General features: G+C 70.5%; 12 protein-coding genes and 2 tRNA genes. 3 read left to right on the top strand and 11 right to left on the bottom strand.

Features of this window, described 5'->3' with window-relative positions; all coding sequences use genetic code 11:
* Positions 1-31: 31 nt before the first annotated feature.
* The 4 genes from ACFZDK_RS04630 to ACFZDK_RS04615 form a co-directional block, all read right to left on the bottom strand.
* Positions 32-105, bottom strand: a tRNA-Met gene (locus ACFZDK_RS04630).
* An 85-nt stretch (positions 106-190) separates the two neighbouring features.
* Positions 191-2,029 (bottom strand): tetratricopeptide repeat protein, encoded by a 1,839-nt coding sequence (locus ACFZDK_RS04625; RefSeq protein WP_390969678.1) that lies wholly within the window; start codon positions 2,027-2,029, stop codon positions 191-193.
* Positions 2,030-2,245: 216 nt separating this feature from the next.
* A tRNA-Met gene (locus tag ACFZDK_RS04620) sits at positions 2,246-2,319 on the bottom strand.
* A gap of 54 nt (positions 2,320-2,373) precedes the next feature.
* Positions 2,374-5,355, bottom strand: coding sequence for a UPF0182 family protein (locus tag ACFZDK_RS04615; protein ID WP_390970102.1), 2,982 nt, complete (start codon positions 5,353-5,355; stop codon positions 2,374-2,376).
* Between the two features lie 189 nt (positions 5,356-5,544).
* On the opposite strand from ACFZDK_RS04615, the gene ACFZDK_RS04610 reads away from it, so the two are divergent.
* Complete coding sequence (locus tag ACFZDK_RS04610) at positions 5,545-6,087, top strand: PPA1309 family protein (RefSeq protein WP_390969676.1); 543 nt, start codon at positions 5,545-5,547, stop codon at positions 6,085-6,087.
* Between the two features lie 71 nt (positions 6,088-6,158).
* On the opposite strand, the gene ACFZDK_RS04605 is transcribed toward ACFZDK_RS04610, so the two are convergent.
* From ACFZDK_RS04605 to ACFZDK_RS04590, 4 genes are all read right to left on the bottom strand, one after another.
* The gene (locus ACFZDK_RS04605) at positions 6,159-7,256 is read right to left on the bottom strand and encodes a PDZ domain-containing protein (RefSeq protein ID WP_390969674.1); all 1,098 of its coding nucleotides are present in this window, start codon (positions 7,254-7,256) and stop codon (positions 6,159-6,161) included.
* Between the two features lie 60 nt (positions 7,257-7,316).
* Complete coding sequence (locus tag ACFZDK_RS04600) at positions 7,317-7,481, bottom strand: hypothetical protein (RefSeq protein WP_355715838.1); 165 nt, start codon at positions 7,479-7,481, stop codon at positions 7,317-7,319.
* A 116-nt stretch (positions 7,482-7,597) separates the two neighbouring features.
* Entirely contained in the window at positions 7,598-8,059 is a 462-nt protein-coding gene (locus tag ACFZDK_RS04595; protein ID WP_355715835.1) for a molybdenum cofactor biosynthesis protein MoaE, read from the bottom strand.
* 133 nt (positions 8,060-8,192) lie between these two features.
* Complete coding sequence (locus tag ACFZDK_RS04590) at positions 8,193-9,305, bottom strand: NAD-dependent epimerase/dehydratase family protein (protein ID WP_390969671.1); 1,113 nt, start codon at positions 9,303-9,305, stop codon at positions 8,193-8,195.
* A gap of 192 nt (positions 9,306-9,497) precedes the next feature.
* Between ACFZDK_RS04590 and ACFZDK_RS04585 the strand changes: the two genes are divergently transcribed.
* Positions 9,498-10,925, top strand: a complete 1,428-nt coding sequence (locus tag ACFZDK_RS04585) for a zinc-dependent metalloprotease (protein ID WP_390969669.1) — start codon at positions 9,498-9,500, stop codon at positions 10,923-10,925.
* Complete coding sequence (locus ACFZDK_RS04580) at positions 10,922-11,443, top strand: NUDIX domain-containing protein (protein ID WP_390969667.1); 522 nt, start codon at positions 10,922-10,924, stop codon at positions 11,441-11,443. Before ACFZDK_RS04585 ends, ACFZDK_RS04580 begins: the two co-directional genes overlap by 4 nt.
* A 55-nt stretch (positions 11,444-11,498) precedes the next feature.
* Here ACFZDK_RS04580 and ACFZDK_RS04575 read toward each other — a convergent pair whose 3' ends face one another.
* The 3 genes from ACFZDK_RS04575 to ACFZDK_RS04565 are packed head-to-tail and all read right to left on the bottom strand — an operon-like array spanning position 11,499 to position 14,613.
* Positions 11,499-12,254, bottom strand: coding sequence for an AIM24 family protein (locus tag ACFZDK_RS04575; protein ID WP_390969665.1), 756 nt, complete (start codon positions 12,252-12,254; stop codon positions 11,499-11,501).
* 17 nt (positions 12,255-12,271) lie between these two features.
* Complete coding sequence (locus ACFZDK_RS04570) at positions 12,272-12,952, bottom strand: AIM24 family protein (RefSeq protein WP_390969663.1); 681 nt, start codon at positions 12,950-12,952, stop codon at positions 12,272-12,274.
* 11 nt (positions 12,953-12,963) lie between these two features.
* Positions 12,964-14,613, bottom strand: a complete 1,650-nt coding sequence (locus ACFZDK_RS04565) for a TerD family protein (RefSeq protein WP_390969661.1) — start codon at positions 14,611-14,613, stop codon at positions 12,964-12,966.
* Between the last annotated feature and the right edge of the window lie 60 nt (positions 14,614-14,673).

The raw sequence follows: 14,673 nt of genomic DNA, 5'->3' as shown, positions 1-14,673 counted from the left end.
CCGTTTCCGGATTCCGGCCCTCGGCCTTGAGTAGCGGGGACAGGATTTGAACCTGCGACCTCTGGGTTATGAGCCCAGCGAGCTACCGAGCTGCTCCACCCCGCGTCGGTGAACTGAACATTACGTGAGGGATGCGGGCAGAGGCAAATCCATCCCGGTGAACCGATCTGACCTGCGGAAATACCTCGGCCTACGCCGACAGCTCCTCCCGCAGGGCGTCCCGTAGCCGCTCCGCCCGCTCGGTCACCTCCGCCGGTCCCAGCGCCACCGCCCGGTCCGCCCACTGCTGTCCCACCGCCAGCTCGCCCCGACGCGCGTAGACGAGAGCGAGGCGCAACGCCGCCCGTCCGTGCCCCGCGTCGGCGGCCCGCTCCCACCAGACGGCCGCCTCCGGCTCGCTGCCCTCCCGGGCCAGCAGCAGCCCCAGGTTGAACGCGCCGTTGCGCGACCCGGCCTCGGCCGCCGCCCGGTACCAGCGCGCCGCCTCCACCACGTCCCCGCGGGCCGCGGCGAGCATCCCGACCCGCACCTGGGCGCGCCGGTGTCCCTGCGAGGCGGCGCGCTCGTACCACTCCTCGCACTCGGTCTTCACGTTCAGGGACGACTCCCCGAGCTCGTGCTCGGACACCGCGGGCCGGCGCGCGTCGAGCACGGCGGCGAGCCGGTAGGCGGCCTCGGCGCTGCCCCCGCCCGCCGCGCACCGCAGATGCCGCTCGGCGGCAGCCTCGTCGCCCTCGCGCAGCCGGGCGATGCCGACCTGCAGCGCCGCCTCGGTGTGCCCGGCAGCGGCCGCCTGCTCGTAGCAGCGCAGCGCGACCCGGTCCTCGCCGCGCCCCGCGTAGAGGATGCCGAGGTTGAACGCGGCGTCCACGCTGCCGGCCTCGGCGGCCTTGGAGAACCACGGCTCGGCACCGCTCGTGTCACCCACCTGGAGCAGCAGGATGGCCAGCGCGTTCGCCGCCTCCCGGTGCCCGGCGTAGGCAGCCCGCCGGTACCACTGCTCGGCCTGCGGGGTCCGCCCCTGCTCGGCGCAGAGCAGCCCGAGGTTGTACGCCCCGTTGTCGTCCCCGGCGTCCAGCGCCGCCCGGTACCAGCGCTCGGCGGTCTGGGTCTCGCCGCGCTCGGCGTGCAGCGCGCCGAGCGCGTTCGCCGCGTTGCCGTCGCCGTCCTGCGCGGCCCGCAGCCACCACACGGCCGCGCTCTCGGTGTCCCCGGCGTCGCGCAGCAGGAAGCCCAGCGCGCAGGCGGCCCGGGCCTCGCCGTCCTTGGCGGAGGTCAGGTACCAGCGCCCGGCCTCTTTGAGCGCGCCCCGCTTCTCCAGGATCGCGCCGAGGTGCAGCGCGGCCCGGCGGTGCCCGCGGGCGGCGGCCTGCCGGTACCACTGCTCCGCCTCTTCGGTCTCCGTCTCCGCTTCCGCACCGGCGGCGACACCGTTGTCGCCCCCGGCCTCCCCCTCGGCCCCCGTCGCCCTGCGGTCGAGCGCACGGGCCAGCCGGTACGCGGCCTCCCGGTGCCCCCGCTCGGCGGCGGCCCGCATCCACCGGCCGGCGCCCGGGTCCCCGCGGTGCTCCAGCAGGTCGGCCAGCGCGTAGGCGCCGAGCGCGTGTCCCTGCTCGGCGGACTGGCGCAGCCAGTACTCGGCGGCGGGCTCGTCCCCGCGCTCACGGTGGTACCGGCCCAGCGCGTGGGCGGCGGCCGCGGAGCCGGCGACGGCGGCGATCCGCCACCATCCGGCGGCCTCCTCGGGGTAACCGCGCTGGTGCAGCAGGACACCGAGGTTGTTGGCGGCGGCCCGGTCACCGGCGGCGGTGGCGGCACGCAGCAGGGGCTCGGCTCCGTCGAGGTCGCCACGGCGCAGCAGCATGGCGCCGAGCACACTCATCGACTCGACGTCACCGGCCTCGGCCTGGAGCCGGTGACGTGCCTCCTCAGCGGCCTCGGCGGCCTCGTCGCGGGTCGGCTCCTCGCCCGAAGGCTGCACAAATCGCCCTGTCTCGAACAGAGTTGCCTTGTCCCCCATAACGTTCATCGTCGCACCACCTGCAACCTGGGTACACCACGTATACCGCAGACCGTGAGGTCACTTCAGCGTTTTGTCGACATGCCCACAGAACGACAAGTCAAACACATCTCCCTCAACTCCCCACGGCGGCACGGCGCCCCCGCGCATCGGTACATGCGTTCGCCGCCCGTCCGGACAGCACGAAGGCCCGGATCCCAAGAGGATCCGGGCCTTCGACTTCAGTAGCGGGGACAGGATTTGAACCTGCGACCTCTGGGTTATGAGCCCAGCGAGCTACCGAGCTGCTCCACCCCGCGCCGTTGTGTTGCAACCGTATCACGGCGCGGAGCGGGTTCGATCATCGGCCCGGGCTACCCGCTCGGACTGGCGCTCGCGCCCGGACTGGGACTGCCGCTGGAAGCAGGACTGGCACTGCCGCCGGGACTGCTGCTCGGACTCGGGCTGCCGCTCGCCTTCGTACCGCCGCCGCTCGTCCTGTCGGCCTTGGACTGCGCGTCCTCGGCCCGTTTCAGCGCGTCCTGCAGCTCGTCCTGCGCCTTGCCGTACGCCGTCCAGTCGCCCTTCTTCAGGGCCTCCTGGCCCGCGTCGAAGGCCTTCTGGGCGTCGTTCAGCGCCTCCTGGACCGTGGGGTTGGAGGATGTCGGCGGCGTGGTCGTCCCGGTGTCCGAGGATCCGGTGTCCGAACCCTCCGTCCCGAACACCTTGTTGAGCGCCTCGTCGAGAGTGTTCTCAAAGGCGGTCTTGCCCTCGTAGGTGACCAACACCTTGCGCAGCAGTGGGTACTTGACGCCGGCACCGCGGACGTAGACGGGCTCCGCGTAGAGCAGGCCCCCGTCCAGTGGCACGGTCAGCAGATTGCCGTACTCCACCTCGGAGTCGCCGCCCTTGAGGAGCTTGATCGCGGCGGCGATGTCCTGTTCGGAGTTGAACTGGCTCTGTACCTGTTTGGGTCCGTCGACGGTCGTGCTGGTCGGCAGTTTCAGGATTCTGATCTTGCCGTAGTCCTTCGAACCGGCCTCGGAGTCCACCGACATGAACGCGCTGAGGTTGTCCCGGCCGTTGGGCGTGAACGTCGTCGACAGCGAGAACGTCTGCGCGCTCTGGTCGGGCATCTTCATGCTCAGGTAGTACGGCGGCACGGCGTCGCCCGACTTGTTGGTCGGGTCGTCGGGCACCTGCCACACCTCGCTGCCGGTCAGGAACGTCTGGGCGTCCGTCACGTGGTAGCGGGTGAGCAGTTCGCGCTGCACCTTGAACAGGTCCTGCGGGTACCGGAGATGGTTCATCAGGGACTGCGAGATGGCGGTCCGGGGCTCCACCGTGCCCGGGAACGCCTTCATCCAGGTCTTCAGGACCGGGTCCTCGGTGTCCCACTGGTAGAGCTTGACGGCGCCGGTGTACGCGTCGACCGTCGCCTTCACCGAGTTGCGGATGTAGTTGACCTGGTTCTGCTGGGCCACCACCGCGCGGGAGTTGTTGGTCGCGGTCAGCGAGTCGGCGGTGGTGTCACCGAGGGTCGTACGGGAGGCGTACGGATAGCCGTTCGTCGTCGTGTACGCGTCGACGATCCACTGGATACGGCCGTCCACGACCGCCGGGTACGCGTCGCCGTCGATGGTCAGCCACGGGGCGACCGCCTCGACCCGCTCCTTGGGCGTGCGGTTGTACAGGATCCGCGAGCCCTCGCCGATCGCGCCCGAGTACAGGATCTGCGGCTCGTTGAACGCCACCGCGTACGCGGCCCGGTTGATCGGGCTGGAGAGGCTGACCCCGCTCTTGCCCTCGTAGCTGGTGGTCTTCTCACCGCTGTCGTCGGAGTAGTCGATCTCCTTCTGGGGACCGCCGACGATCGAGTACGTGTTGGTCTTCTCGCCGTAGTAGATCCGCTGCTGGTACGTGCCCAGGTCGCCCTGGGACGGCAGGTCGGACTCGGTGAAGACCGGCTGGCCCTGGCTGTCGGCCTCGGTGCCCTTGGCGGCGACCACGCCGTAGCCGTGGGTGTAGCGGAAGTGGTCGTTGATCCAGTTGTTCTTCGGGATGCCGGCGAGGTTCAGCTCGCGCAGCCCGATGACGGTGTCCTGGACCTTGCCGTCCTTGGTGTAGCGGTCCACGTCCAGATTGTTCGGGAACGCGTAGTAGTTCCGCATCTGCTGGAGCTGCTGGAACGTGGGCGAGACGATGTTCGGGTCCATGATCCGGATGCTCGCCGTGGCGTCGACGTCGTCCCGGAGTTTGCTCTTGTCCGTGGTGGTGCTCTTGCCCGTGTACTCGGTGACCTTGGTGTCGTCGATGCCGTAGGCCTCGCGGGTCGCCTTGAGGTTCTTCTGGACGTACGGGGCTTCCTTGGCCTGCTCGTTCGGCTGGACCTGGAACTTCTGGACGATCGCCGGGTAGAGACCGCCGATGAGGATGGCCGACAGGACCATCAGGCCGAAGCCGATGACGGGCAGCTGCCAGGTGCGCCGCCACAGGGTGGCGAAGAACAGCAGCGCGCAGATGACGGCGATGCAGAACAGGATCGTCTTGGCGGGCAGATACGCGTTCGCGTCGACGTATCTGAGCCCCGTCCAGTTGCCGGTGGCCTTGAAGTCGCTGGACTTGACGGCCAGTCCGTACCGGTCGAGCCAGTAGGCGACCGCCTTGAGGGCGACGAAGAAACCGAGCAGCACCGACAGGTGGCCGGTCGCGGCACCGGTGGCGCGCGCCCCCGGGCTGGTGACACGCAGCCCGCCGTACAGGTAGTGGGTGAGCGCGGCGGCGATCAGGGAGAGGATCGCGGTGGCGAAGCCGAAGCCCAGCAGGAAGCGGTACCAGGGCAGGTCGAAGGCGTAGAAGGAGACGTCGAGATGGAACTGCGGGTCCTTCTGGTGGAAGGGCACGCCGTTGACCCACATCAGCCAGGTGCGCCACTGGCCGGCCGCGGACGCGCCGGCGATCAGCCCGACCAGCGCGGTGACCGCGAACAGCAGCCACTTCTTGTACGGCGCGATGCCCATCCGGTACCGGTCGAGGCTCTGCTGCTCCATGGACATGGCGCTCAGCGGGGGCCGCAGCCGGTGCGCGAGCCAGATGTTGAAGCCCACCGCGGCCGCCATCAGCAGGCCGAAGACGGAGAACAGCCCGATCTTGGTCCACAGGGTGGTGGTGAACACCGAGGAGTAGTGCACCGACCGGTACCAGAGCCAGTCCGTCCAGAAGCCCGCGAACATGGTGAACGCCATGCCGAGCACGGCAAGGACGCCCAGGGTCATGAGCAGGGCCCGGACGCGCCGGGACGGACGTCCCGTCGCCCTGATCCGTGGCCCCGTCGGGCCTCCGCCGCGGTCCGGCATCTGGAAAGCCAAGGTGCGCACCTCGAAGTCGCTGTTGATTGATCCGCTGTTGATCCGCTTTTGTTCCGTCAGGCCCCGGTGTCGGTGGGCCTTCCGTGGCCCCCTGTGATCGCAGAGCCACACCTATGCAACTTACTCACGGCTTACTCGGTTCCCGATTCCGGCCATGAACGAGGCAGGATTGTGACCATGTCCAACACTCCCATGGCAGCGAACCCGCTCAGCCGGGCCGTGCTCGAGATCGACGAGTACACCTCCGGCCTCGGCTGGGACCAGCCCGCTCGCCTCTTCGCCCTCGTCGACACCGCACGGCTGCGCACCCAGGAACCGGCCCTCGCCGCCCAGCTCGGTCTGGAGGAGGAGTCCGCGACCACCGGTCTCACCCCGATCGAGCAGGACGAAGTGCCAACGGACAAGGCGCTGGACGAGTTCCTGGGCACCATCGCCTGGCCGGACGCGGTGGTCGGCTGCGCGCTCACGGTGGAACGCCTGATGCTGCCGCCGTCCGCCGAGTCCCAGGTCCCCGAGGGACTGAGCGAGGCCAAGCTGGCCAAGTGGGTGGCCCAGCACCCCGACCGCCAGGAGGTCCGGATGACGGTCGGCGTGCTGCGCGACGGCACCCGCGACTCGGCCGTACGCCTGCGCGAGAAGGACTCGCCGACGGAGGTCCTCACCGGCCCCGACCTGGTCCCGGGTCTGGCGGACGCCCTGAAGGCGACCTTCGAGGACTGAGGCTCTCGGCCACGGCACTGGGGGCGCCCTTCGTCAGGAAGGGCGCCCCCAGTCGTGTCCGGGTCCGCGTGTCAGCCCTTGGTGCTGCACTTCGGCAGGGCGGCGGTGTCCCCGCCACGGATGTCCTTGAGGGCGTCCAGGGCGTCGCCGATGGTCTTGACCTTGACCAGGGTGAGCCCGCTCGGGGTGTCCTTGGCGGCCTCGGCGCAGTTGTCGGCCGGGGTCAGGAAGTACTGGGCGCCCTTGCTGCGCGCGCCGATGGTCTTCATCGAGATGCCGCCGATCGGGCCGACCGTGCCGTCGTCCTCGATGGTGCCGGTGCCGGCGACGAACTTGCCGCCGGTGAGGCTGCCCGGGGTGAGCTTGTCGTAGATGCCGAGCGAGAACATGAGGCCCGCGCTGGGGCCCCCGACGTCGGCGAGCTTGATGTCGATGGAGAACGGGAACGTGTGATCGGTCCCGGCGGAGATCCCGACGATGGCCCGCTTCTCGCCGCTGTCGTCGGACGTGGCGGTCCTGATGGTGACGTCCGTGGTCTTGGTGGCCGTCTTGTTGGCCTTCTCGGCGGCGGCCTGCTCCTTGGCCGGCACCACGGTGAAGACGACGTCCTGGCCGGGCTTGTGCTTGGTCACCAGCGTGGCGACGTCCTCCGGCTGCTTGACCGCCGTACCGTCGACGGCCTTGATCACGTCACCGGCGTGCAGTTTGCCCTCGGCGGGCGAGTCCTTGAGCACCGTGGAGACGATCACCCAGGACTTCACCGGGACGCCCAGTTCCTTCAGGGCGGCGACCTTGGCGCTCTCCTGGGACTCGCTGAACTCCTCGGCGTTCTCCTGGGTGGACTGCTGCTCCGTCTTGCCGTTCGGATACAGCGTGTCGTGCGGCACGACCTTGGTGTCGTGCGAGAGCCACCCGTAAACCGCCTCCACGAGGTTCATCTTGTAGTCGGCGCTGGTGACCCTCACCGTGGTCATGTTCAGATGCCCGGACGTGGCATAGGTCTTGTGCCCGGAGATCTGCAGCACCGGCTCGCCGTCGTGGTCCCCGAGCGTGTTCACGGTCGGGCCGGGGGACATCTCCGAGTACGGCACGTTGATGAGCACTCCGGCGCACAGGAGCGCGATCAGCATCAGAGTCGAGGCGAGCATCGTCGCGGTGCGGCGTGGCATGCGAAGACAGTACGGGACGCGTCTGTCAGCGCACCGTCAGGGCCACCCGTCGCACGCGTCTCAGCTGCCGGTGTGGGACTTCTCCATGGCCTCGCGGAACCGCGCGTACCCGTCGAGTTCCGGCCCGTCGCCGCGCGCTCTCCTGGTCCGATTGGCCCAGCTGCCCCACAGGCCGGCACCGACCGCCGCCACAAGCGGAATCAGCAACCAGACGAGCGCCGCCATGCCGACCTCCCAACCCCTTGAGCGTCCGCGACTGACTGATCAGCAGATTAAACATCCGCAGTGACAACGCTCACGCGGGGGGTACGGTTACGCAACCGGAAACCGGACGGGCTCCTTCAGCAGGCCCCGACCCATTCCTCGGTGCCATCGGAGAACGTCTGGTGCTTCCAGATGGGCACCTCGTGCTTGAGGTCGTCGATCAGCTTCCGACAGGCTTCAAAGGCGTCCCCCCGATGCGGACACGACACGCCGACGACCACGGCGAGATCACCCACCCGCAGGTCCCCCACCCGATGCACGGCGGCCAGCGCCCGCACCGGATACTCCGCGACGACCTTCTCGGCGATCCGCCGCATCTCGCTCTCGGCACTGGGATGACACGAATACCCGAGCGCGTCCACGTCGGCGCCGCCGTCGTGGTTCCGCACGGTGCCCACGAACAGCGCGATCCCGCCGGCCGCGTCGTCCCCGACGGCCGCGAAGACCTCGTCCACGGAGAGCGCGGTCTCCCGGATCCCGATCAGCTTGACGGGGTCTTCGGCACCCTGCTCACCGGGATGATCGTTCATAGCAGCCATACCCCCATCGTGCCGCAAGCCCGGGCCCACACGGAATACGCCTAACACCAGGCACAGGCGCGTACGGCTTTGGAGACTTCTACAGCTCTGTTGAACGCCGCTCTTATCGACGGGGTCGAGGGGCGGGGAAATCTCAGATCCGCCGCCGCGCCTTGCGGGCCCGCCGGACCACGGCCGCCGCGCCCAGCAGCGCGACCGTCGCTCCCGCCGCGCCCGCGGCCGTCGCGTCCTTCCGCCCGAGCCGCCGTCCGACGACGGTGTGCCGGCCGGACACCTCCTCCAGCAACTCGGCGAGCACCTCCTCGTTCGTCCACCCGGGCCGCCACCCGGCGTCGTGCAGCCGGCTCCCGCTCACCACCCACGGATACATCGTGTACGCGAGGTCCCCGGCCGGCGACGGCGTGAGCCCGATGCGGTGCAGGCGGGCCGCCGCGCCGAGCGCGACCGCCGACGGCAGCTCCATCCGCCGGATCCCGGTGAGCTCCTCGACCTCCTCCTGCTCCAGCCACCCGTCGCACCCGACGGCGAGTTCCCCGTCGACCTTCTCCAGGACGGCGTACTCGAGCGCACTGCACAAATCCTCGACATGGCAGAACTGCCAGGCGGGCCGCGATCCGGCGACGACGAGCAGCCGGGGCGACTCGAAATACCGGGTCAGCGCGGTGTCGGTGCCGCCCACGAGCACCGCGGGGCGCACGACGGTGACATTGAGCCCGGGGTGCGCGCGGGGCGCCCGGCGCGCGAGCCGCTCGATCTCCAGCAGGTCGCCCACGCCCGTGGCCTCGGCGGTCGCCCGCAGCTCGGCGTCCTCGGAGAGTGGCAGCTCGTTGTCCGGCAGCGCGCCGTAGACCATCGCGGAGGTGCACAGCACCACGCGGTGCACACCGGCGGCGGCCGCGGCCGTCAGCACGGTCTGCGTGCCGCGCACGTTGTACGCCGTGCGCGCCGCCGGATCGGTCTCGAGGTCGAGGTCGAGCGCGAGATGCACCACCACGTCGGCCCCGCGGAGCTTGTCGGCGATGGCCGGATCCCGTACGTCGAGGATGTGCCACTGGGCGTCCGCGCACTCCCCGCGCCGCTCGTCGATGGCGATGACCTGCTTGATCTCCTCGGACGCGGCCAGCCGCTCGGTGAGCAGCGCGCCGACCCCGGTCGCGGCGCCGGTCACGGCGACGACGGGCCCGCGCAGAGCGGGAGGGGTTGAGTGGTTTCGCGCTGCGCGAACCTGCGGATCTGGGGAACTCACCGGGCGTCTCCAGCGGTTGTCTTCAGTACGAGCGCGAGTGACGCGTACGTACCAGGTGGCATCCATCCTGCCGCAGGCCGACTGTCGGCGAAGCACCAAGGCCCGATCGGGCCGGGGTGTCTACGCTGGGTGGTGTTGTCGGGCAGCCGCGCCGCCGGAGAGAACCGGTGGCCTTACCAGCCGAGGATTCCCGTGAGTGACACCCCATTCGGTTTCGGCCTTCCGCCGGAGGAGCCGGAAGACGGCGACGAGGGCAAGGAGAAGGACCAGCAGAGCGGTGGTGGGCAGGGACCGGCCAACCCGTTCGGTTTCGGCACACCCGGAGCCGGCGGCTTCGGCGGCCCCGGCGCCGACAATCCGTTCGCTGCCATGTTCGGTTCGCTGAACCCCACCGACCTGGGCGCCGCCTTCCAGCAGCTGGGCCAGATGCTCTCGTACGAGGGCGGCCCGGTGAACTGGGACATGGCCAAGCAGATCGCCCGCCAGACGGTCTCCCAGGGCACGTCGGACGGCGTCAAGGACGCGAGCGTGGGTCCCGCCGAGCGCACGGCGGTCGAGGAGGCCGTGCGGCTCGCCGACCTGTGGCTGGACGACGCGACGTCGCTGCCGTCCGGTTCCGGCTCGGCCGTGGCGTGGTCGCGCGCGGAGTGGGTCGAGGCGACGCTGCCCGCCTGGCAGGAGCTGGTCGACCCGGTCGCCGAGCGGGTCGGCGCCGCGATGGGCGACGTGCTGCCGGAGGAGATGCAGGCCATGGCGGGCCCGCTGATCGGCATGATGCGCTCGATGGGCGGCGCCATGTTCGGCACGCAGATCGGGCAGGCCGTCGGTGTGCTCGCGGGCGAGGTGGTCGGCTCGACCGACATCGGCCTGCCGCTGAGCCCGGCCGGCAAGGCCGCGCTGCTGCCGGTGAACGTCGAGGCGTTCGGCAAGGACCTCGGCGTGCCGAAGGAGGAGGTGCGGCTGTACCTCGCGCTGCGCGAGGCGGCCCACCAGCGCCTGTTCGCGCACGTGCCGTGGCTGCGCTCGCACCTGTTCGGCGCGGTCGACGGGTACGCGCGCGGGATCAAGGTCGACACGGCCAAGCTGGAGGACGTGGTCGGCCAGTTCGACCCGCAGAACCCCGAGCAGCTGCAGGACGCCCTTCAGCAGGGCATGTTCCAGCCGGAGGACACCCCCGAGCAGAAGGCGGCCCTGGCCCGACTGGAGACCGCTCTGGCGCTCGTGGAGGGCTGGGTGGACGCGGTGGTCCACGCGGCCGCGAAACCGCGCCTGTCGTCCGCCGACGCGCTGCGCGAGACCCTGCGCCGCCGCCGTGCCACGGGCGGCCCGGCGGAGCAGACCTTCGCCACGTTGATCGGCCTGGAGCTGCGCCCGCGCCGGCTGCGCGACGCCTCCCGGCTGTGGGCCTCGCTCACGGACGCGCGCGGTGTCGACGGCCGGGACGCCCTGTGGGCCCACCCGGACATGCTGCCGACGGCGTCCGACCTGGACGACCCGGACGGCTTCGTCCACCGCGAGCAGCTGGACTTCTCCGAGCTGGACAAGATGCTCGGCGAGGCGGCCGAGAAGCCCGACCTGCGCAAGAAGGACGACCGGGCCGAGGGCGACGACACCGAGTGAGCCTGTACGACGACGCGGTCCTCGTCCTCAAGGGGTACGAGGGCCAGGAAGAGCTGCGCCAGGCCTACCTGGACCATCTCGCGGCCCACCCCGACGGCATGTGGAAGGCCTGTCACGCGGGCCATGTGACGGCGAGCGCCCTGGTCGTGGACCCCGGGCCCGGCCGGGTGCTGCTGACCCTGCACAGGAAGCTGCGGATGTGGCTGCAGATGGGCGGCCACTGCGAGCCGGGCGATGCCGACGTGGCCGCCGCGGCCCTGCGGGAGGCGACCGAGGAGTCCGGCATCCCCGGCCTGACCCTGCTGCCGGGCGGCCCGGTCCGCCTGGACCGGCATGCGATCCCGGAGCCCTGCCACTGGCACTTCGACGTCCAGTACGCGGCCCTGGCCCCGCCCGGCGCCGCCCACGCGATCAGCGACGAGTCCCTCGACCTGCGCTGGTTCGCCTACGACGAGGTCCCGGCGGTCGCCGACGACTCGGTCGTACGCCTGCTGGAAGCGACCCGCGCACGGCTCTGAGACCGACCGACGGGTAAGGGGCGACCGCCCTGGCGGTCGCCCCTTACGCGATCGCTCAGCTCCAGACGTTGCCCTGGTTCATCCCGCGCGCGCCCTGCTGGCCCATGCCGAACTGGGCGGCGAGGCCCTGGCCGATCTGGGCGCTCTGCGGAGGCAGCAGTTCACTCGGCTGGACCAACGCGAAGCCACTTCCCATGAAGCTCAGCTCCCAGCCCTCACCGGTGTTGCCCCGGCGCCGCCACACACCCGAGGAATGCGTCTGGGCCTGCATCTGGACGCGCAGCCCGGTGGACCAGGCGACGATCGCGTCGGCGTCGCAGTTGACGTACTTGTCGGGCGTGACCTGCATCAGCAGCGGCGCGCCGGAGGTCATCAGGGCGACCTTGCCGCGCCCGGTGATGTTGAGCTGGTACTTCCCGGACCCGGAGATGCCGTAGAGGCTGTCTACGGCGACGACCTCGTGGTGCAGCGAGGAGTCCATGGCGAGGACGTAGGAGCTGTCCACGGTCAGGCCGTCCTGCTCGACGTCCAGGACGTGGATGTGCTGGGCCAGGTTGGCGAAGTACACCGTGCCCTGCCCGTGGCAGCGCATCAGGTCCAGGCCCTCACCGGTGTACGCACGCGCGCGTGCCTGGTTGTGGCCCTGGTACTCGGCGTCGAACTCGACGAGCCCCTGGTAGGCGACCATCGTGCCCTTGCGGGCGAGGATGTCGTCGTGGCCCTCCAGGACGACCCGCAGCATCTGCTTGTTCTGGAGGCTGTAGCGGTCTGGGGCCTGGGAGTCGTTGAAGGCGAAAAGCGGGCTCTGCATGGTTCTCTGACTCCCCCTCAGCCCCGGAACCGGAGCCGGTCGGTGCTGTCCTCGCTGGGCTGGACGACGACGATGCCCTGGCCGGAGAAGGCCATCTGGTAGGCCTCGCCGCTGCCCCGGCCGATCAGCGACTGCGCCTTGAAGCTGCGCTTGCCCTTCACCTTGAGGTTCGGCGACCAGGCGACCAGCGCGTCCGGGTCGACGTACGTCTCGTCCTCGCCGCCGCCGCAGTCGACGACGATCGGCTTGCCCCGGGAGGTCAGCGCGACCCAGCCCTGCCCGGAGATCTTGGTGTTCCACAGGCCCTGACCGGCGAACTTCGCCAGCCCCTTGACCCGCTCCACGCCCCACGTCAGATGAGCGTCGAAGGCGAGCAGGTTGGTGGCGTTGACGGAGATGCCGTCGCCGTTGAGGTTGATGACGACGACGTTCGCACCGTAGTCGGCGAGGTAGAGCAGGCCGTCGCCGGAGCACTTCATCAGGGGCGCGCCCTCGCCGGTCATCCAGTCGCGGGCGATCTGGCGCACGGCCGGCGGGTTGGGTTCGTACTGGACGAAGCCCTCGTAGGCGACCATCGACCCCACGCGCGCGAGGAGGTCGTTCCCGGTCTGCATGGCGACCTTCAGCATGTGGTCGCCGTGGTTCTCCATGCGGGCGGTGACGGGTGCGGGGGCGAAGCCCGCGAGCGGCTGGTTCATGACGGGCTCCCTCAGACCTCGTACGGCTGGACGACGATGAAGTTCCCGGGCGCACCGCGGAACTGCAGGTTGACGCTCTCGCCGGTATCGCCCGGGTAGGCGTTGCGACGCATCCGGACCTGGCTGGAGACGATCACCTGGGAGGCCGCCGACCAGGCGACGATCGCGTTGCAGTCCGCGAAGGTCGTCGGGGTCACGGGCAGCACCACGGGCGTGCCGTGCGTCTTGACGACGATCGTGCCGGTGCCCTGGAACTGCATCGTGAACAGCGCGCCGCCGGGGATGCCGTGGCCCTCGACCCGGCGGACCTCGTACTGGAGGCTCTCGTCGAAGGCGAGGACGCTCTCGGCGGAGACACAGATCGCGTCGCCCTGGAGCTCGATCGGGTGCAGATGCGCGGAGTTCTCGGCGAGGAAGACCTGGCCGTGGCCGGTGCAGCGCATCAGCTGCATCTCCTGGCCGGTGGCGTTGCCCACGAGCCGGCCGGCGAATCCGGCGCCCTTGTAACTGAAATCGACCTTGCCCTGGTAGAGCACCATGCTGCCCTGCCGGGCCAGCACCGGCTGACCGCCCATCCCGAGGTCGACGCGGATGAGCTTGCTGTTCTGCGGGGTCCAGCGCTGCCCGGTCGGGGTCTCCTTGAACTTCTGGAGCGCGGCGCTCACTCCGGCGCCGCCCTGCGGAGCACCCTGCGGGACGGCGTAGCTCTGCTGACCGGGGACCTGTCCGAACGGCGGCTGCTGGCCGTAGCCCGGGGGCGGGGTCGGGGCCTGCGGAGCCTGCGGGTATCCGGGCGGCGCGGCCGGGGCCTGCGGGGGCGCCGGGGGCTGGCCGTAGCCGGGCGGCATGGGCGCGCTCGGGGCGGGCGGCTGGCCGTAGGGCGCGGGCGCCGGGGCGGGGGGCGGCACGGTGCCGGGGACGGGCGGGGTCATCGGGGCGATGACGGTGGGCGCGCCGTGCACGTTCGGGGCCGGTACCGGACCGGGGGCCTGCGGCGGGGTGAAACCCTGCGGGGCAGGCGCGGGGGCCGGGGCGGGGGCCGGGGCGGACGGGACGGAGAACGCGGGCGGCGCGAAGCCGGGCGCGGCGCCGCTCTGCGGCTGCTGCGGCTCCGGCGCGGCGGGCGCCTCCTCCTCCATCACCTCGCCGCCGAAGTTCTTCAGCAGCGCCTCCAGACCGCCGTCGAAACCCTGGCCGACGGCGGCGAAGCGCCACACGTCCTTCAGGTAGAAGTCGCCCAGCATCACGGCGCGTTCGGTGGAGAACTCCGCGCCGGTGAAGGAGTACCGGGCCACCTCCTCGCCGCCCGCGACGATCCGGATGTATCCGGGAGCGACCTGCGACATCTGCCCGGCGCCGTCGAGGGTCGCCGTGAACGCCAGCTTCTGGATCTGCTGCGGGATCCGGTCCAGCGTGATCCGGAAGGACTCCGTGTCACCCGCCTGCGCGCCCAGCAGCTGGATGGACTCCTCGGGGGACTTCGGCTGGTTGAAGAAGACGAAGTAGCGGTCGTCCGAGAGCCGTTCGTCGGCGTCGAGGCCGAAGCAGCTGATGTCGAACGTCAGACCGGGCCCGGAGATCTGCACCCCTACGTACAGGTCCGTGCCGGCCGTGAGGTCACTGATCCTGGCCTTGTGGCCGCGTTGGAATTCCCTGGCCATGCGTTACGACCGTCCCCCATCCCGAATGTGAGTGCGTCGCGCCAGGCTAACGGCTAACTC

This window comes from Streptomyces sp. NPDC007901 (assembly GCF_042959465.1).
Lineage (GTDB): Bacteria > Actinomycetota > Actinomycetes > Streptomycetales > Streptomycetaceae > Streptomyces.
Note: the sequence above shows the minus strand (reverse complement) of the source record. Positions and strands in the feature narration are given on the sequence as shown.